The sequence below is a fragment of the Acetobacter oeni genome (assembly GCF_011516825.1).
Taxonomy (GTDB): Bacteria; Pseudomonadota; Alphaproteobacteria; order Acetobacterales; family Acetobacteraceae; genus Acetobacter; species Acetobacter oeni.
This window is the reverse complement of sequence record NZ_WOTA01000016.1, coordinates 1-17,689: the sequence shown is the minus strand read 5'-3', so window position 1 is coordinate 17,689 and position 17,689 is coordinate 1. Positions and strand designations below refer to the sequence as shown.

Genomic DNA, 17,689 nt, shown 5'->3' with positions numbered 1-17,689 from the left:
CGGCCCGGCCCGGACCATTCAGGAGGCCCGGATGCGGCGACCGGAAACCCGGCTCCGCGGACGGACAGGAGTATGACCATGCCAGAGACCCCGGCTTTTCTCGATCGCGGTCGCCCTGACGTTCCCGATATCGTGGTCCCCGGCGGCGTCACGCCGTTTCATCTTGCAGGAAGACCGGTTCGCGGGCGCCTCGTGCGGCTCGGTCGCCTGGCCGACGCGCTGCTCAGCCGCCACGACACGGTCCCCGCTGTCTCCGCCCTGGGCGGAAAGGCCCTGGCCCTGGTCGCCGCCCTCTCCACGGCCCTGAAATTTCAGGGTTCGTTCTCTCTCCAGATCAAGGGCGACGGCCCGCTCAGCCTGCTGCTCGCGGACTGCACGGATACCGGCGCGCTGCGTTTCTACGTACGCGAAGACCAGGAAGCGCTGGACAAACTTCTGGCCGGAAATCCGCATCCGACAGACAGGGACCTGACGGGCTCAGGCTATCTCGCCCTGACCGTGGATCAGGGACCGGAAATGGACCGGCATCAGGGAATCGTCGAAATCTCTGGAAATAATCTCTCCGATATGGCGGCCCATTATTTCGAAACCAGCGAACAGCATGCCTGCTGGCTCATGCTGGCCGCCCGACACACTCCGGAAGGCTGGCGTGCCGGAGCCCTGATTCTGGAGCGGATCGCCGGAACAGGCGGAACGCACCGGAACAGCGATGTCAGCGAGGCTCTGGACGAACTCGGCGAAGATGCCTGGGACACAGCCGTCGTGCTCGCACGCACTCTTACCGAAGACGAACTGCTCGATGAATCGCTGCCACCGGAAACCGTGCTGCACCGGCTTTTCCATGAGGAAGAACTCCGTGTCGGCACGTCGCGCGCCCTGGCCTATGGCTGTCGCTGCTCACGAGCAAAACTGGCCGACGTGCTGGAACGCTTCCCGGGCGACGACCTGGACCACATGGCTGAAGACGGTCAGATCACGATGAAATGCGAGTTCTGTAACGTCGATTTCCATTTCAGGCGCGACGAGGTCGGAAGGCACCCGCCTGAACAATGACGACGGACAAGACCGGTCAGAGCTCTGCTAAACCATCGGGCGCCCCGGAGCAGGGAGTGAGAACCATCAGCACGGATGCGTCACAAATGTCATCACCCGGCAAATCAGATGCGTTTGTCATCCGTCTCGGACCACATATTTTCCCGCTCTGTATCCGCGGAAAACCGATCCGCACTCTCTATCCCGGCTGGCATATCACCGCTCTGCACGTCACCCTGCTTCCCATGGCCGTGGCCCGGCTATGCCACGAAAACGGGACGGAAGCTTACTGGATCTTCGACGCCAACCTCAATTACCGCGCCAGTCTGTTCGAAGATCTGACTGAGTCCGAGCGGAACGAAATGGTCGACTCTCTGTCACCATTTTTCCACTCACTGACGCAACGATCGCTGAAAGCCGTAAAACAGACACCTTCGGAAGCCGCCAGCCAGATAAAAAACCTCAGCGCCCGGCTGCGCGACGCCATGATCACAACCTGGCTGGCACGGTTTCGTCCTCCGCGCTGCATTACATCGGTCGCCCTGTCCGGAATGTCTCTCGTCCCGCCATCCGATGCGCCGTCTTCGGACCTGCCAGCGCTCGCTCCGCTCCTCCCGTCGGCGCAGGGCCTTTCGGAACAGACGTCACCCGTTATCCTGTTCCCCTACGGGTCTTCCGTTCTGTGCGGCCATCACGTTCTGAAAGACAATGACCTCCACCTGACACGGTTCGCGGACCCGGTCTCCGGCACAGTTCTTTATGTCGGCACCGGCAGAACCTCATCCCGTGATCCCATTCCGAAACCGGTTATTTACAGTCCCGGGACCGATACGATCGTGACCGACCTCCCTGCCTCTCAGGCACAGCAGATCCCGGGGCGGATACTATCCCGTTTCATGGACGATCCGAACCATGTCTCCGCCGCACCCGACCACCTCCTCATGGATTTCGGCGCAACGGGAAGCTTTACCCTTGGCGCGGCTTCGTCGCTCGCGACCTCACCACCTCCTCTGCCCGGGAACTGGCTGCCGGACAGCACAACGGGGAAACTCAGCCTGTCAGACGCTCAGATTACCGATGCGTTCGGCCCCGCATTCTCTTCTGAGAGAATCAGCAAAAACCATACGAGAGCTGCCGACGCGGCTGCTTTTGAATCGTATCATGACAAAGTACTCTGAGGCATGGCATCAGAAACCGTGCTGCCCGCAGAAATGAAGGAACGTGAAATGACGCGTGTTCGCAACCGGTTTCTGACTTTCACGCGCGTCTCACGCGCGGGTCTGATGGCCACCGCAATCGCATCCGCCAGCCTGCTGTCAGGCTGCGGATCGGACAATGCAACAACCTCGTTCCCGCCTTATCAGTACGACTATCTCTCAAAGCTGCAGTTTAACGTCGCGACGGTGCAGGTTCTCGATCATGCAATCGCCGGCAGCGTTCCCGGCGACGAGTCCGGACAGGCACCGATCCCCCCTGATCAGGCCCTCGTGCAGGTCGCGCAGGATCGCCTCGTCGCAGCCGGGCAAACCGGGTCGGCTATTTTCACTGTAGACCACGCCTCGATTCTGCATCAGCCCGGCGGCACATTAACCGGGCAGATGGATGCGCATCTCGACATCAACTCCGCAACCGGCCAGCAACTCGGCGTCGCGGAAGCGCATGTGACACGCAACTTCAAACCCGATCTGAACAAGGGGGACAGCGACAGCCGCGCAAATCTCTATGACATGACGCGGCAGATGATGCAGGACATGAACGTGGAGATGGAATTTCAGATCCGCAAAAACCTGAAGGACTGGCTGGTTGATGCAGGCGGCACGCCTGTCGCCGGGGCGATTCAGACGCAGACGCTGACCGGTTCCGGAACACACACCACCGATACAACCGGCGATACGGCTCCGGCAACAACGGACGCGGCGCCTGTTTCTTCCGGAACGGCACTCGCCACACCAGAAACAACCGGACAGGCCACAGGCACTGCCGCATCTTCAGCGGGCACAGCCTCTGCGCCGGCGGCGGCATCCACGGAACCGGATGCTATCTTCCCAAGCGGCTCCTCGTCGGACTCATCGGAAACGACAACAGAACAGAAGCGCACCCCGGCAGCCGGCTATCTGCATCTGCCATCCCCGACGACACAATCAACATCCACCTCTTCAACAGGATACTGAGCAACCATCTGACAAACCGGGCAGACAGAATACTCCGGTTTGCCAGCCGGCTGTCTGCCATTATATCCAAAATGTTATCGTGAGATAATAAAATAAAAATAGCCGCGCCTGTCTCCGAAGTGATAGAGAAGATATCAACGGCAGAAATTTCAGAACAAACAAGTTAAAATATTTCGTTCTGCCGTCAGGCTTCCCTGTGTCTGAATATTATCCATACGGACAACCGCATCCGCGATCAGTTCTTGTACGGTTCTCTGATCCGTATTCAGAAAGGAATTATCTCATGGCCAAAGGTCAGAAACGCGGCAATCGTGAATTAAAGAAGCCAAAAGCTGTAAAAAAAACAAGCCCCGAGGCGCAGCATGCCCTGCTTCAGTTGCAGGGTAAGGCCTCCCTCTCAAAAAGCGGAAAAAAATAACCCCGCATTGCGCCGGTTTCCGGATATTACTCTGATTTTCCGAAAAACCGGCCGTCTGCGGAGCAGGACTGAGGATCTATGACATTGACGCCACAGCCCTCCGATCAGGCAGACAGGGGCCATATCTCTTTTGAAATCTTCGCCGGCAATCAGCGCGTCAGTTGCCGTGTCCTTGATGAAGCTCTGGAAGCCGCCGCCGGCCTCGCATCGCCCGCCACTCTGGCAGCACGCCGGCAGTCATTCCAGCGTTTCCGGGTTCTTATTCATGCCGCCGCAACACTGAAATTTGCCAGATCAGGAAAAGCCTCCGACGTGATCGTCATGCTCGGAAGCGAAGATTTACGCCACGTCCCGCCCGAAAAAGGCGTCCCGGTCTTCGGCAAAATACCCCGGGATACTGCCGTAATATCTGAATGAAGCTCTCCCCCGGCAATCTGGCGGGTCAGGGTGTCCGTCGCCCGGAACCAAGAACCCGCGCAAACCGCGCCCCTCCGCCATCGCCGCCGGATTCACGCTCCACATATCCCTCAGAAACCGTGATAACCGGTGCCATGACCTGACTGCCACACAGCAGCCCGAGCAGAAGCCGCGTCCTCTCCCGCTCCGTCTCACTGGAAAAACTGTAATGCATGGAACGGGAATCCCGCTTTGCCGCAATAATCCCCGCCCGGCGCAACGTGCCAAGCTGCTGACTTAGCGTCGGCTGTCCGATCCCCGATCGCGCCTCGATATCGCTGACCGCAAGCGTTCCTTCCAGCAACAGATCCAGGATCATCAGCCGCTGCGGCTGCGCCAGAAGCCGCAAACGCTCAGTCAGCTGCCGCGCATCCTCCCCGGTCAGCCGCGTCATGACTGCGTGCATCGCGCATACTGCAAAAACCACGCCTGCCCTGTCGCTGTGACCGCGCCTTCCGTTAGCTCGCCCGGAACGACCACATCGTCCCCCGGCTGCCAGCCTTCAGGCGTCAGAACCCCGGCCCGATCCGCCTGCTGTAAGGCCTGAAGCAGCCGGAGCAGTTCCTCGACCGACCGGCCGACCGAAGCCGGATACCATGTGATGGCCCGAATGACCCCTGCCGGATCAATCACATACACGCCGCGAACTGTCGCACTGCTGTCCGCCGCGACATCCAGCATCCCGTAAGCCCGCGCAATGGCCATCGAAGGATCTTCCACCACCGGAAACGGCACCCGCACCCCGAAGCTGACACGGATCGCCTCAAGCCACGCCAGATGGGACGGCAAACTGTCCACCGAGAGCCCCACCAGCCGGCAGTTCAGCGCGGCGAACCGGTCCGCCTCCCGTGCCAGCGCAATAAACTCGCTCGTACACACCGGCGTAAAATCCGCGGGATGCGAAAACAGCAGCACCCACTGTCCACGCAGATCGCTCAGCGTCAGAGCGCCCTGCGTGGTCCGAGCCGTAAAATCCGGCGCCATATCGCCAATACGCGGCGCAACAGCCTCATGCGGGGCCGGAGAAGGAGCGGGTGACAGGCCGGTCATAGTCATCCTTATGCCAGAACAAACAGTCTTTTGCGGGTCAGTGTTTCTTAATTAACTAAACCGGCAAAGTGTCGTTCGGCAAGCCGGACGTCTGAGAGACCATCCCTCAAACCCGGCAGGAGCATCGCCCCTCTCAAAAACTCTTCATTCCCACTCAATTATAAACAGACATACCAACTCATTGTTTTTGCTTATATTTATCAAAACTAACGACTCTCAAACCACGAAAAATACCATGTGTAGGCTTTTTGGCTTCGACTTTGACTGGAGCTATCGAGCAGATGGCGATTGGGATGCGTAAGAACCAGTAATGCGGAGAGACCGGGCTTGGTACTTGGCCGTGCGTCGTGTGCTTCGTCAAACCAATCAGCTTGTCCAACGTTCCCAACCCCGTGGTCGACACGGGCTCGCTCACTCCTTCAACTCCGCCGCCTGGGCTACAAGGTCAACGAGTTTCCACCCTTGATCCGTGGCAGGCCCTATCAGCGCCGTTGCTTCGGATTTGCGCAACGCCAGTCCAAGCAATTCCCGCGGCCTGGTCACACCCACAAAGACGTTAGTCGCGGCGCTTAGTCCTACGCCCGTAAATGGCTGGTCAGTAACTCCAAAGGCACGGGGCAGGACCGTGGTCAGATCGATGCACTGCTCGTCTGCTCCGCTGCCTTTCCATACCTCGCTCTCGACGACGAGAATTCCGTCGACGCTCTTGCCCTTGACCGAGTGGATCGATCCCAGCCGCAATGTGAGATCGTCGAACTGCACCTGTTTCGTAGAGCGGCGTTCGGGGTCGGCGGGATCGGCCTTTTGTTCGGCGACGAAACTGCAAAAGTCCGCGATTTCCGCTTCAGCGCCCAGAGGATGCGGACTGAAGAGCGGCAACAACTGTTCCATGAAAATCAACCATGCCGCCTGATCCCACGCCGCGTCGCCGGCAAGCACATGATCCCGCAGTAGTCGGCGCACAGCCCGTGGCAACGCGAGGTCGCGATGTGATAGTGCCGTCCACACATTGTGCGCGGTAATTGGACGATCATTCGCCGCTCTCCACCCATGGGCGCGCGCCAAACTGGAAATGCCGACCGCGAGCATCTCACTAACCTCGGCGGGAGGGCGTGCTGAGGCATGGTGTACCGCAGCCTTCTGAAACTGCCGGCACAGAAGGTTGGCCTTCCCGCGAGAACCACCTTCGCTGCGATATGCAGGGTGATAGTCGACTAGGCTCTTCGGCTGCCACGCCCCCTTTTTGCCGGTCAGATTGTGACGCGATGCGACGGCCCAGACGTCGCGCCTGCTGCAATCTTCGCCCCACAGCGCGCGCGCTTCTTCGGCGAAGGCTCCGAGAACCCTGCCGATCGTACTCTCGTCGAACAGGAGCATCACCCGCGACGCAGGCCGTATGCCCAAGCCCACAATCGTCTGAGCCTGCCGCGCGGTCAGCCGGCTTGCAAAACCGGCGATCTCCCCGCCGAACCTGCGGCTCGTATCAAGAGGGATGCAGTCGGGGCCTGGCGTCCAATAGGCCGGGGCCGCTCCATCGTCCTCGTAGAGCGTTTGATTGCTGTCCCCGAGGCGTTGGAACGCTGTCCCGTCCTGCTTGAAGACGTGCTCCAGCAGTCGAAGCTGTTCGCCATGAGTGTCCTGCGCCTCATCAAGAATGACGAGCGGGAAGCGATCACGAAGCCGCGCGGCCAGAGCCGGGTTTTCACGGAGCGCACGCCATGCGAGCGCAGTCATGTCGGCGTAGCGATAGAGTCCGCTCCTGACCATCGAGGCCTTGAGGGATTCGAGCGCCTTCCCGCAATCGGTGTGGGCACCCCATTGTCCTTTGCGGCGGCGCACCGTGAGTGTCTGGGGCTCTGCATCTATGTCCGTGAAACCCGGATCCAAATCGAGGAGCGCAATCCACTCTTCGAGCCTACGCTTCAGCTTGAGCTTCTTGTTCTTGGCGAGACTGTCGAGGACGCCCCAACCGGGATACCGCCTCAACGCCTCCGCCGCGAAGGCGTCGTCATCAATCTGGCGCACGCTCCAGCCCAAGCCGCTGAGGTAAGGCAAGGCAAGGTACTGGTTGATGAAAGCCGTGACCGTGCCGGTAAAATGGGGATAGGACGTCAGTCGCGCCGCTGTCGGGTGGCGGGCGATCAGGTCTTCGACCTCCGTCCGTGCGGCATTGGTATGCGAGATCACACAGACGCCCCGCCTGCGGGTCAGCCAGTTACGTGAAAGCAGCGCGAGCTTCGCCGCCAGCAGCGTCGTCTTACCATTGCCGGGCGCTGCCTGGACGTCACATGGGGTGGTCTTGGCCAGGAAGTCGGTCTGGCTCGCGTCGGTGAAATCGCGGCCGCCCAGTTCGTCGCCAAGTTCAGCAAGCAGTTCAGGCGTCAGCGGCAGGATTTCGAACATGACGTTACCCCTCCGCCGCCGCCGCGCCCTCTATCCCGGCGGCCCCAATCTCTTCGTCTTCAGCATCCAGCTCAGGAGCGGTTGCCGGCGCGCCGGGAACATAGCCACCCGTCACGTAATCGATCGCGCGCACCAGATAAGGAGGGAGCCGATCGCGCATCTGTTCCGGCGTATCCGTGCGCTTGCGCAATATGGCAGCGAGTTGCTCGGCGACCTCGGCCTTGGAGGCGTCCTTGTCATGGACGGGCTGGTAGATCTTGACGGCGATCTCGGTCGCAGAGTGCCCCGCCTCTTTCCAGCCCGCGTAGGTTTCACTAGCGCTCTTCACGATCTTCGCCAGCCACTCGGGCTTGCGACTGCTGGTCTTGGCGAGCTGGACCGCTTGGTGAACGCTCTCGGCAAGCTCGGGTCGGAGCGCGAGATCGAACTCAAGTGTCCAGCTATCGGCGATGAAAGCGTCGACGGGATCTCCGATATCGCGCCGCAGCGTCTTCAGCCGCGCTGCGATCTCGTCCTGAGTCAACTCGTTCTCAGTCTTGCGCTCGCCGACGAGACCTTTGGCTTCAGGTGGCGGGATGTCCCTATCTGGAATGAGCGCCACAGGCACCGGCACCGCGTCCCCGGCCTTACGCTGCAGAATCCGGCTATAGCGGAACAGACCACGGTGGCCGACATTGACGATCGACACGCCGTGGCGGCTGAGCGGACGGCCTAGCTTCTCGGCGACGGCCGGCAGCAACAGGTGCTCGCCGTCGCCCTCGACTACAATCAGCGCACGAGCGAAGAACAGGTTGGCCTTGGTCGCATCGAGGAACCGGCGAAGGAACTCATAATCGTCCACTTCGAGCCGGGTATGGGCCGCGCCCAGCGGAAAAGCGCGGTGACCGACGATCATCGTCATGGTTTCAAGCTCAGCGCCGGCCGCGAGCTGCGGGCTATGGGTGGTGAGTAACACCTGGACCTGCTGATGGGTCTCGCCCTTGTCCGGGTCCGGCTTGGCGGCGCGGGCCGCAAGCACTTCCATGAAGAGCGTCTGGTGCTGCGGATGCAGATGCGCTTCGGGCTCCTCAATCAGCAGAAACGGCACCTGGTCGGGATGCGACTGAAGCAATAGCAGCTCGGCTGCCATGAAGAGCAGGTTGTTGTAGCCTAGCCCCCGCTGCACTCGCTCCGTGCCAGCCTTGGCATTCAGATAAAGCTCGAACCTTTCGAGAATCTGATCGAACGAGCCACCAGCGCCGAGGTCCAGCGTCGCCACGAGGCGATCATCGACGAACGACAGTTTGTCGAGGAAATCAGTGTTCACGCTATTGGCCACGCCGTACACGGCAGGGTTGTCTCGGACGGCGACATCGGCGGCGGCAAGCGTGTCATAGAGCGTAGCGTTGGCGCCTGGCGCCGCCGGCTTGCTCTGAGGCCCCATCGTGGGCATTGCCCCCAGAATACGCGACAGGCGTGACCGGCGCCCCGCTCGCATCTCACGCTCGGCGTCCCGCAGAGGCTTGAGATAGGTGGCCTTCAAATACTCGCGCAGTTCCCCGTCGAGCGGTAAGCCTTCGCCTTCGGCGCCGGCGCGGTGCTGGCTGGAGATGATGCTGCCACCACCAGGAGAAACGCGCCGAGCGCCCCGCATACAGACGTGAAGACGGAGCTTCCCCTTTTCGTTGGTGCACCATTCGAGGAACCGAGCCTCTTCATCCGCGCTGAGATCGTCGAAGGTGCAGCGAATGATGAAGTCGCAACCCCGTGCGCCATCGGCGTCGACGTGGAAATCGTGCTCGTCCGGGCGGATATAGTCGTCGCCACGCGTCCATAGGACGTAGCGAGCAGCGTCAACAATTGCGCTCTTGCCCGCATCATTTGGCCCAACGAAAATATTTAAGCCAGAAGAGAGGCAAAGCTGCAGCGGAGTGAGAGGATCGAAACAACGAAAACCACTTGCATATATCTCTGAAATGTACACGATCTCTTCTCACTAACAATCGACAAGCCATGCGCAAAGAAAGGTCACTGATCTAGAATAAGCTACGAGATTTCAGTCAGCTCACTGCCAAAGCTTCCGCCTGCCGCAGCACTAGCTTGACGGCCTCTGAGGCCAAATCTGGCGGATAGCCATGCCGGTGCAAGATTCGCTTGATCGCCACACGCATCTTGGCCCTGACATTCTCCCTCTTCCACCAGTCCACCCCCGAATTGTTGCGAACTGTGGACACCAACTCCGTCGCAATCACCCTCAGCTCCTGATTGCTCATCACCTGCACGGCGCTCTCATTCTGAGCGAGCGCGTCGTAGAACGCGCGCTCGGCTGCATTCAGGCCATCCTCGGGCTCGTTGCGTAGATCCTTGGCCAGCGCGATCAGTTCCTGAAGGATCTGAAGGGCATCAACACTGCGGTTATGGTAGCGAGCGATTGCCTCTTCCAGCCGGGACGAGAAAGCCTCCTGTTGGACCACGTTAGTGCGCGTCCGTGCCTTGATCTCGCCATTCAACAACTTCTTCAACGCTTCCACCGCCAGATTGCGGTGCTGCATGTTCTGAAGCTCGAGCATGAAGGCGTCGGACAGAACGCTGATGTCCGGCCGGTCGAATCCGCAGGCCTCTAGGATATCGACCACCTCTGTCGATGCCACGGCGTTGTTGACCAGTTGCTGGATCGCGAAATCGGTCCCGCCATCATTGCGACCGCCGCCTACATCCAGCTTGCCTAGGCTTGATCGGACGGCAGCGAAGAACGCCACCTCCTCCGCATGCTCGGTCGCCTGAGGACTGCCCGATGCCAGCTTGTAAGCCTTGACGAGAGCCGCGACAGCATCATGAAAACGCTTCGGTCCCGCGTCGCTGTCGCGATATTGGGCCAGAATGTGTTCTATCGCGCCCGGGAGCACGGCCAGACGCTCGCTCGGCGCACCATGCAACGCGGCCCCATAGTTATTAAACCCATGGAACTGCGTCCGTGCCACGTCCAAGGCGTCCAGAAAGGCAGCGACCGCTTCGGCTTCATCGATGCCAGTCTGGGCTTGATCGGTCTGTGAGTAGTGCGCCAGCGCCGCCTTCAGCTCTGCCGCGATGCCGATATAGTCCACCACCAGACCCGCAGGCTTGTCGCGGAACACGCGGTTTACGCGAGCGATGGCCTGCATCAGCCCGTGCCCCTTCATCGGCTTATCGACGTAGAGCGTGTGCATGCACGGCGCATCAAAGCCCGTCAGCCACATGTCGCGCACGATGACGAGTTTCAGCGGATCGGCCGGGTTTTTGAACCGATTACGGATCGCCTCCTGCCGGGTCTTGGAGCGGATATGCTGCTGCAGCGTTGCCGGGTCGGTCGCCGAACCGGTCATCACCACTTTGACATTGCCGGTATCGTCTGTGTCACCGTGCCAGTCTGGCCGTGCGGCAATGATGCGATCATAGACCTCGGCGCAGATGCGGCGGCTCATGCAGACGATCATCGCCTTGCCGTCCATCGCCTCCAGCCGGGCATCAAAATGGGTAAGGATGTCCTGAACTACCGTATCAAGGCGTTTATCCGCCCCGACTAGCGCTTCAACCCGTGTCCATTTCTTCGCGGTCGCACTAGCCTGATCTTCGGCCAGCATCTCCGTTGCCTCGTTGAAATCGTCGTCCAGTGTCGCGGCAATATCGTCATCGAGTGTGATCTTCGCGACCCGCGCCTCGTAATAGATCGGCACAGTTGCGCCGTCTGAGACCGCCTGTGCGATGTCGTAGACGTCGATATAGTCGCCGAACACACCGCGCGTATCTGCGCCCACCAGCTCCACTGGCGTGCCGGTGAAGGCCACATACACCGCGTTCGGCAACGCCTTGCGCAGCTGATAGGCAAGACCGTGGCGGATCTCGCCGGTTTCCTTGTTCAGCTTGGCCTCGAACCCGTATTGCGTACGATGCGCCTCATCCACCAGCACCACTACGTTGGAGCGTGCGGTCAGCTCCGGGAAGGTCTCGCCGGTTTCCGGGCGGAACTTCTGGATGGTGGAAAAGATGATGCCGCCGACATTACGATCCAGCAGACGGCGTAGATCCTCGGTACTGTCCGCCTGTACCGGCTCCTCCCCCAGCAGATCCTTGCAGCGGGCAAAGGTCGCGAAAAGTTGGTTGTCCAGATCGTTGCGGTCAGTCAGCACCAGCAGCGTCGGGTTCTCCATCGCCGGGTGATGCATGACGCGGCCGGACAGGAAGGTCATCAGCAGGCTCTTGCCCGACCCCTGCGTGTGCCAGATCACACCGCCCTTGCCGTCGCCCGCACGAGCGCTCAGGATCGTCTCGCACGCCTTACGCACTGCATGGAACTGATGATAGCCCGCGATCTTCTTGATCGGCCCCTTGCCCTCATCCTCGAACACCACAAACCAGCGCAGCATGTCTAGTAATACTTGCGGCGTGAGCAAACCTTTCGTCAGCGTCGAAAGCTCAAGCTCTGAGCCCTTCGGCACCAATGTCGTGCCGTCCACCGTGCGCCAGCTCATATAACGATCGAAACCCGCCGACAGCGAGCCGTAGCGCGCATGCAGCCCGTCCGAGATCACGGTCAGCAGATTGGTTCGGAACAGGTCCGGGATGTCGGTCCGATAAGTGTCGATCTGGTTCCAGGCGGCTTTGATATCCGCTCCGGCAACGCCCTTCAGCTCTACCACTACTAGCGGCAGGCCATTGAGGAACAACACAACATCGGGAATGCGCGCCGTTTTACCCACCACATCAAGCTGACGCACCGCGCACCAGTCATTGGCCGCGTTGCTCCAGTCGATCAGCTGAACACGGGCATTGCGTTCCTCCCCATCGCGAAAGAACGTCACCGGCACGCCATGAACCATCAGATCATGGAGGCGACGGTTTTCCTGCACGATGTCGGAAGTAAATACGCTGTCGGTGACGCGCCGGGCCGCGTCCTCTAACGCAGTTTTCGGCACATCCGGGTTCAGCCGCGCCAGACTTTCCAGCAACACCGGGGTGAGGATTGTCTCGCGGAAGCTGGCCCGCAGCGGGTCCTTCACCTCGGGCGATACATCTGCCCCATCTGCCAGCCTGTAGCCGAGCGGCGCGAGGCTCTCCATGAAATGCGTTTCAAGCTGCGCCTCGCTGATCCAGGCCATCAGGCGACCTCCTCGATCAGTTCGCGGGCGGCAGCCACACGCAGTTCGCCGGACATGAGGCGCGGGAGAAGAGTGTCACGTAGAATTGCCAGGGTACGGTTTTGGCTCACTAAGTGTCTTTGGGACTCAAACCACGGAAAGACATATTCGTGAAACGACAAGATTACCCGCTGGTTGGGTAGCAAACAATTCTGAGCCGCAAGACTAGTCTGTGTAAGAAGGGGTTGGGTAGAACCACTGTTCAAACTGAGAATATCAATCTGTGAAAGTGCAAAAAACAGATATTCAAAGCCTGCGTCATTCTTCGGAAAAAGACAAAGAGCATTATCTGACACCCAACACGCCTCTTGCACACGAAAGACCGTACCCAACGTCCCAACGCGTCCTGTAACTAAAAATTTGTCATCAAATAATTTTTTATTGGTAAACCAAGAAATCCCATTCCCGCCATAAACAGGAATCGGATTGTCTGCATTCTCCGTTAATACCTTCTGCGATGGTCGTTTGCCGCTTGTGATTTTGCAAAGCGTGTTAAGTGGCGCCTTACTCCAGCCCTCCGGCAGCCCGTCCTTGCCGAAGGTGTCGGGGAAGAGTGCGGCAGTGGCGGCGTCCATGTGGGCGGGTGCGCGGCCCTCGGCGCGGGCGCGCACCGGGTCGAAATCCACGAACCACGAGCGATAGAGCGCCCGCGCCATCTCCTCCAGCGTCGCCGCCGTCTTGCGGTTCAGCTCGATCTTGTCGTCTAGGGCGCCAAGGGTGGCTGCGATTTCGCGTTGCTCCTCTAGCGATGGAGCCTCGACGAGGATCTTTCCAAACTCGGTTTTGTTCAGGATAGGTTGCGCAGCGCCAGCCGCAGCATTGCGTATCTCACTGCGCCTTCCAGAGAGGTTGTAATAGATGAATAGAGGATCAAATTTTTCACGATCCACAATAATTGAGTTGATTTGCTGATTGGTAACGCACCGCCCATTGGACAGATATGTCTTTCCCATATCAGAACCGATACAAGAAACCATCACTGCATGACGAGGTATGACCAAGTTTTTCACCGTAGCCGCACCGTCAGCTGTAAGGCTGCGGCCGGTACTTTCGATAACGCGACTTTCTTGCATGTCCGAGGGGGTGACGAATGGGATGTCGCCACCGAAATATTCAGGGCGACTGGTCTTGGGCGTCTTACCTGTAACAATTCGTCCGACCTCGGTTAACTGAAATCCCTTCATTGGAGCGATCCCAACCGAGATTCGATTTCAACCTCCAGCCTTCGCCCTTCAGCAAACTGCTCGCGTAAGCCGCCCATCAACCGCTCGAACTTCTCCTCGAACAGTTCATCATCTTCCTCACCCACACCCGCACCGACATAACGGCCCGGTGTCAGAACGAAGTTATGCCCCTCGATCTCGGCCAGCGTCGCCGACTTACAGAAGCCAGGCACGTCCTCGTAAGCCCCCTCGCGCGCCTCACCACGCCACGCGTGATAGGTGGCAGCGATACGGCGGATCTCGTCTTCTGACAGTTCCTTTTGCTTGCGTGAGCCGGGCACCAGCGCGCCCATTTTCCGCGCGTCGATAAACAGCACCTCGCCGCGCCGATCGCGCAGCTTCTCGTTCATGGCGACACCGTTGGACTTGTCCTTGGCCAGAATCCACAGGCACGCGGGAATCTGCGTGCCATAGAACAACTGCCCGGGCAGCGCGACCATGCAATCCACCGCATCGCCCTGCACCAGCGCCTGCCGGATTTCGCCTTCACCGCCAGACATGGACGACATGGAACCGTTGGCCATGACCACGCCACCGATTCCGACGGCGGACAGATGCGCATGGATATGCTGAATCCAGGCAAAGTTGGCGTTGCCAACTGGCGGTGCGCCGAAGCGCCAGCGGGCGTCTTCGCGCAGCAGGTTGCCCGACCAGTCCGAAATGTTGAATGGCGGGTTGGCGAGAATGTAGTCGAAACGCTCATCCGGGAACTCGTCGCGCAGCAACGTGCCTTCGGAATTCCAGCGGATATCGGCGAAGATGGAACGAATGGCCAGATTCATACGGGCCAGACCAAAGGTGGTGTGGTTGCGCTCCTGCCCGTAGATGGCGATGTCGTCGGTGCGTCCCTGATGGGCGTCGATGAACTTTTCCGACTGGACAAAGAAGCCGCCCGTACCGCAGCATGGGTCGTAAACGCGACCATGGGTGGGCTCAATCATCTCGATTAGCGTATCGACCACTGATTTTGGCGTATAGAACTCTCCGCCGCGCTTGCCTTCGCTACTGGCGAACTCGCCAATACAGTATTCGTAGATGCGCCCGATCAGGTCGAAATCAGCACGAGTGCCATCAAGCTTAAGGTTCGAGAATAGGTCGATCAGGCCCGAGAGCATGGCGCGGTCGATGCTCTCGCGACCAAAGACCTTTGGCAGCGCGCCTTTGAGGCTGGGGTTCTCGGCTTCGATCTCACGCATCGCGTCATCGATCATCACGCCGATGCGGGCATCCTTCGACTGCGCGGCGAGTGAAGACCAGCGGGCCGATGGCGGCACGAAGAACGTGTTTTCGGCCAGATACTCGTCGCGGTCCTCCGGATCGCCGCCCTCCTCGGCAATCAGATCATGCCGTCGCGTAAAGGCCTCGGAGACATAGCGGAGGAACAGCAGGCCAAGCGCGATGTGCTTGTATTCCCCGGCGTCCATCGCGCCGCGCATCTTGTCAGCGGCGGCGAAGAGGGTTTTTTCGATGCTCAATGTGGTCTCCGAGACAGCATTCTTGTGATTCCTTGGGAGCGGCTATGTGCGCTGAACGTCATGGGTGCCGTGGGGCCACGACACCGACATGCTTGTACAGGGTGGTTCGGGACACGCCGTAGCGCCGGGCTACATCGGCAACCTGTATTTCAGGGTCACGAAGCAGCGCCTTGATCTCGCGGACCTGCTTCTCCCCGAGCTTCGGTTTGCGGCCGCCAGAGCGGCCTCTGGCACGCGCTGCAGCCAGACCAGCATGAGTTCGCTCGCGGATCAGACTGCGTTCGAATTCCGCGAGGGCCGCAAACACGTGGAAGACTAGCTTGCCCGCCGCGCTGTTCGTTTCGATTTTCTCGGTGAGGCTCTCAAAGCCAATTCCAGAGCGCTCCAGCTCGGCTACGATCTGCACGAGATCCGGTAGGCTGCGCCCTAGGCGATCCAACCTCCACACCACCAGCGTATCGCCGTCGCGCAGAGCCTTTCGGCACTGCTCCAGCTCCAGACGCGAGGCATTCTTTCCGCTCGCCGTTTCTTCATAGATTACATGGCACCCGGCCTGCTGAAGCGCATCGCGCTGCAAGTCCAGATGCTGGTCCTCCGTGGAGACCCGTGCGTAGCCGATTCGCTGTTTCATTGACACAACCGGGACGTTGAAAACTTGACGAGAATGTTAACTCGACAATTGGGGTTCGGATAGTCTCGGATGTCATTTTTTGATGTGTTTGGAAAACCACCGTTTTCTGGACAGTCTTGCATTGTTCTCATGCTTCCATGCCAAACGAGCCATCAGCTACAAGTCGCTTTCTCAATGGCTGCAATAAGGCTGGAAAGCTCACCTTGCTTAGCCAAAATCGTATCGAGCGCGGCCCTTACGTCGCTCTCAGGAACACCCTGACCGGGCGCGTCCACAAGCCACAATTTCAAGAGACCACCCAGCCGCCCGAAGTCACCCCGCAACCGTCCAACCGCATAGAGGGTTTCAAGGTCAATCTTGCTTGGCGGTTCGTATCCAAGAGCCAACTTCCGAAGCAGGGCAGAAACAGGAAGCCGCACCTTCCGTGCAGTATCCTGAATGGCCTTCCTCTCATCCGCCGTAACCTGAACTTTGATTGGCGTTCCGGCCCTCGGCCCCACATGCTTGTTGCGCTTTCTGCTCTGATCTTCCATTAGGCTTGCCCCTTATCCAGCGTTGAGCCAAAGGCGAATAAGCACGTTGCCCCGGACGGGGCAGCCTATCTTGCTTTCAAACATCACGCGACAATATGCAATTATATGCGAATGCACCCCCGGTCTCACGATCTGGAAGATTTTCGCATATATTCGCCTATAATTGCACATATTGGATTATATTCGCGCATATTCGCGCGCTAATAGGAAGGCTATGCCTTGGAAGTGGTTACAATGACGCCAAATAAGAAGGGGATGGCTCGCGTGAGGTTTCTTGCCCTGAAATCCGTCATCGCAGAAGAGTTGGAGCAAGGTTACAACAGGTCAGATGTCTTCCAAAAACATCACGATGCTCTTCAGATGAGCTACAGTCAGTTCACTCGGCACGTCAGGAAATTTATTTTGGGGCTCTCCTCATAGATATCCCAAAAAGAGCCGTCCTCTGCCCCTTCTACCGCCTTCGAGAAACAGAGCCCAAAGGCATCTCCGAAACGTCACGTCTCCAGCCCAAGGCCGCTAAACCTCAATCCGAGCCCTGATCGTATTGCCTACTGGCTGTCTCCCGCAGGTGGCCCAGAGAAACAATGAATTGCGTACCGTTTAAACGCTACGATCAAAGTGTTTAAACACCCTCGGCTCTCGACTACATCCTATACTGCGGAACGTTGCTGTAGACATATCCCCAGCTGGAAGAGCCCCTCAGACGTTAAAAGAATATATTTAAGTTAAAACGCGCGCGCGTGTTACGGGTTAGAAAAACATATCAATTTCAATATGTTATATACCACTTGTGTGGGTGAAAGTACGTGTCCGGGCGTGTGTAAAGGTACGTGCTAATCCACAGGGAAACGTGGGTGAAGGTACGTGTCATTCCACAAAGCTGTCACCACTTATCAACAGGGCATTTTTGGAGGATCAGGTATTCAATATCGCGCTGCTGCTGATGAAATGAGCGCCCCGTTCAGCGACAGATTGCGGGCAGCTGCTTTTTAGCGATCTTCTCTATTGGCAAAGAAAGTTACGTGGTCACGCTCTCAGGCATCCCCTCATTTCTGAGATGACGTAGGGCGGGAAAGATGATTCTGCATTTCCGTGTCGAACGGAGATCAGATTAGCATGAGCGGGAAGACGGCGTTTTCTTCTG

The 17,689-nt window shown here is 58.8% G+C and carries 16 protein-coding genes; 6 read left to right on the top strand and 10 right to left on the bottom strand.

The annotated features are described in order from the left end of the window. Positions 1-78 precede the first annotated feature (78 nt). The 5 genes from hslO to GOB90_RS11315 all read left to right on the top strand — a co-directional run bounded on the left by hslO (position 79) and on the right by GOB90_RS11315 (position 4,038). On the top strand, positions 79-1,053 hold the full coding sequence (gene hslO, locus GOB90_RS11330; RefSeq protein ID WP_146888933.1) for an Hsp33 family molecular chaperone HslO: 975 nt from the start codon (positions 79-81) through the stop codon (positions 1,051-1,053). 86 nt (positions 1,054-1,139) lie between these two features. Further along, the gene (locus GOB90_RS11325; RefSeq protein ID WP_183187344.1) at positions 1,140-2,210 is read left to right on the top strand and encodes a hypothetical protein; all 1,071 of its coding nucleotides are present in this window, start codon (positions 1,140-1,142) and stop codon (positions 2,208-2,210) included. 48 nt (positions 2,211-2,258) lie between these two features. Next, entirely contained in the window at positions 2,259-3,203 is a 945-nt protein-coding gene (locus tag GOB90_RS11320) for a hypothetical protein (protein ID WP_242011969.1), read from the top strand. 283 nt (positions 3,204-3,486) lie between these two features. Further along, a complete protein-coding gene (locus tag GOB90_RS19525; protein WP_260175960.1) occupies positions 3,487-3,621 on the top strand; it encodes a hypothetical protein in 135 nt (44 codons plus the stop codon). 78 nt (positions 3,622-3,699) lie between these two features. Continuing rightward, positions 3,700-4,038, top strand: coding sequence for a DUF1488 family protein (locus GOB90_RS11315; RefSeq protein WP_146888809.1), 339 nt, complete (start codon positions 3,700-3,702; stop codon positions 4,036-4,038). A gap of 25 nt (positions 4,039-4,063) precedes the next feature. Here the strand turns inward: GOB90_RS11315 and GOB90_RS11310 are convergent, their stop codons facing one another. From GOB90_RS11310 to GOB90_RS11265, 10 genes are all read right to left on the bottom strand, one after another. Further along, entirely contained in the window at positions 4,064-4,471 is a 408-nt protein-coding gene (locus GOB90_RS11310) for an ArsR/SmtB family transcription factor (RefSeq protein WP_146888807.1), read from the bottom strand. After that, the gene (locus GOB90_RS11305; protein ID WP_146888804.1) at positions 4,468-5,127 is read right to left on the bottom strand and encodes a peroxiredoxin; all 660 of its coding nucleotides are present in this window, start codon (positions 5,125-5,127) and stop codon (positions 4,468-4,470) included. Before GOB90_RS11305 ends, GOB90_RS11310 begins: the two co-directional genes overlap by 4 nt. A gap of 178 nt (positions 5,128-5,305) precedes the next feature. Further along, positions 5,306-5,542, bottom strand: coding sequence for a hypothetical protein (locus GOB90_RS11300; protein WP_146888801.1), 237 nt, complete (start codon positions 5,540-5,542; stop codon positions 5,306-5,308). Then, positions 5,539-7,530 (bottom strand): UvrD-helicase domain-containing protein, encoded by a 1,992-nt coding sequence (locus GOB90_RS11295; protein ID WP_146888798.1) that lies wholly within the window; start codon positions 7,528-7,530, stop codon positions 5,539-5,541. The genes GOB90_RS11300 and GOB90_RS11295 overlap by 4 nt, the downstream gene beginning before the upstream one ends. Positions 7,531-7,534: 4 nt before the next feature. Next, complete coding sequence (locus GOB90_RS11290) at positions 7,535-9,493, bottom strand: ATP-dependent nuclease (RefSeq protein WP_146888795.1); 1,959 nt, start codon at positions 9,491-9,493, stop codon at positions 7,535-7,537. A 76-nt stretch (positions 9,494-9,569) separates the two neighbouring features. After that, positions 9,570-12,644, bottom strand: a complete 3,075-nt coding sequence (locus GOB90_RS11285; RefSeq protein ID WP_146888792.1) for a type I restriction endonuclease subunit R — start codon at positions 12,642-12,644, stop codon at positions 9,570-9,572. Then, positions 12,644-13,867 carry a restriction endonuclease subunit S gene (locus tag GOB90_RS11280; protein ID WP_146888789.1) on the bottom strand — a complete coding sequence of 408 codons (1,224 nt, stop codon included), beginning with the start codon at positions 13,865-13,867 and terminating at the stop codon, positions 12,644-12,646. The genes GOB90_RS11285 and GOB90_RS11280 overlap by 1 nt, the downstream gene beginning before the upstream one ends. Further along, positions 13,864-15,381, bottom strand: a complete 1,518-nt coding sequence (locus tag GOB90_RS11275) for a type I restriction-modification system subunit M (RefSeq protein WP_242011968.1) — start codon at positions 15,379-15,381, stop codon at positions 13,864-13,866. The genes GOB90_RS11280 and GOB90_RS11275 overlap by 4 nt, the downstream gene beginning before the upstream one ends. Before the next feature lie 58 nt (positions 15,382-15,439). Next, positions 15,440-16,012, bottom strand: coding sequence for a recombinase family protein (locus GOB90_RS11270; protein ID WP_146888786.1), 573 nt, complete (start codon positions 16,010-16,012; stop codon positions 15,440-15,442). 152 nt (positions 16,013-16,164) lie between these two features. Continuing rightward, positions 16,165-16,545, bottom strand: a complete 381-nt coding sequence (locus tag GOB90_RS11265) for a plasmid mobilization protein (protein WP_081563065.1) — start codon at positions 16,543-16,545, stop codon at positions 16,165-16,167. Between the two features lie 234 nt (positions 16,546-16,779). Here GOB90_RS11265 and GOB90_RS19795 point away from each other — a divergent pair, with 234 nt between their 5' ends. After that, the gene (locus tag GOB90_RS19795; protein WP_373322062.1) at positions 16,780-16,965 is read left to right on the top strand and encodes a TraK family protein; all 186 of its coding nucleotides are present in this window, start codon (positions 16,780-16,782) and stop codon (positions 16,963-16,965) included. Positions 16,966-17,689 lie beyond the last annotated feature (724 nt).

What these genes read in the sequence shown, in the direction of transcription:
- hslO (WP_146888933.1), top strand. Translation starts at nt 79, where the DNA reads ATGCCAGAGACCCCGGCTTTTCTCGATCGCGGTCGCCCTGACGTTCCC.
- GOB90_RS11325 (WP_183187344.1), top strand. Translation starts at nt 1,140, where the DNA reads ATGTCATCACCCGGCAAATCAGATGCGTTTGTCATCCGTCTCGGACCA.
- GOB90_RS11320 (WP_242011969.1), top strand. Translation starts at nt 2,259, where the DNA reads ATGACGCGTGTTCGCAACCGGTTTCTGACTTTCACGCGCGTCTCACGC.
- GOB90_RS19525 (WP_260175960.1), top strand. Translation starts at nt 3,487, where the DNA reads ATGGCCAAAGGTCAGAAACGCGGCAATCGTGAATTAAAGAAGCCAAAA.
- GOB90_RS11315 (WP_146888809.1), top strand. Translation starts at nt 3,700, where the DNA reads ATGACATTGACGCCACAGCCCTCCGATCAGGCAGACAGGGGCCATATC.
- GOB90_RS11310 (WP_146888807.1), bottom strand. Translation starts at nt 4,471, where the DNA reads ATGACGCGGCTGACCGGGGAGGATGCGCGGCAGCTGACTGAGCGTTTG.
- GOB90_RS11305 (WP_146888804.1), bottom strand. Translation starts at nt 5,127, where the DNA reads ATGACCGGCCTGTCACCCGCTCCTTCTCCGGCCCCGCATGAGGCTGTT.
- GOB90_RS11295 (WP_146888798.1), bottom strand. Translation starts at nt 7,530, where the DNA reads ATGTTCGAAATCCTGCCGCTGACGCCTGAACTGCTTGCTGAACTTGGC.
- GOB90_RS11285 (WP_146888792.1), bottom strand. Translation starts at nt 12,644, where the DNA reads ATGGCCTGGATCAGCGAGGCGCAGCTTGAAACGCATTTCATGGAGAGC.
- GOB90_RS11280 (WP_146888789.1), bottom strand. Translation starts at nt 13,867, where the DNA reads ATGAAGGGATTTCAGTTAACCGAGGTCGGACGAATTGTTACAGGTAAG.
- GOB90_RS11270 (WP_146888786.1), bottom strand. Translation starts at nt 16,012, where the DNA reads ATGAAACAGCGAATCGGCTACGCACGGGTCTCCACGGAGGACCAGCAT.
- GOB90_RS11265 (WP_081563065.1), bottom strand. Translation starts at nt 16,545, where the DNA reads ATGGAAGATCAGAGCAGAAAGCGCAACAAGCATGTGGGGCCGAGGGCC.
- GOB90_RS19795 (WP_373322062.1), top strand. Translation starts at nt 16,780, where the DNA reads ATGACGCCAAATAAGAAGGGGATGGCTCGCGTGAGGTTTCTTGCCCTG.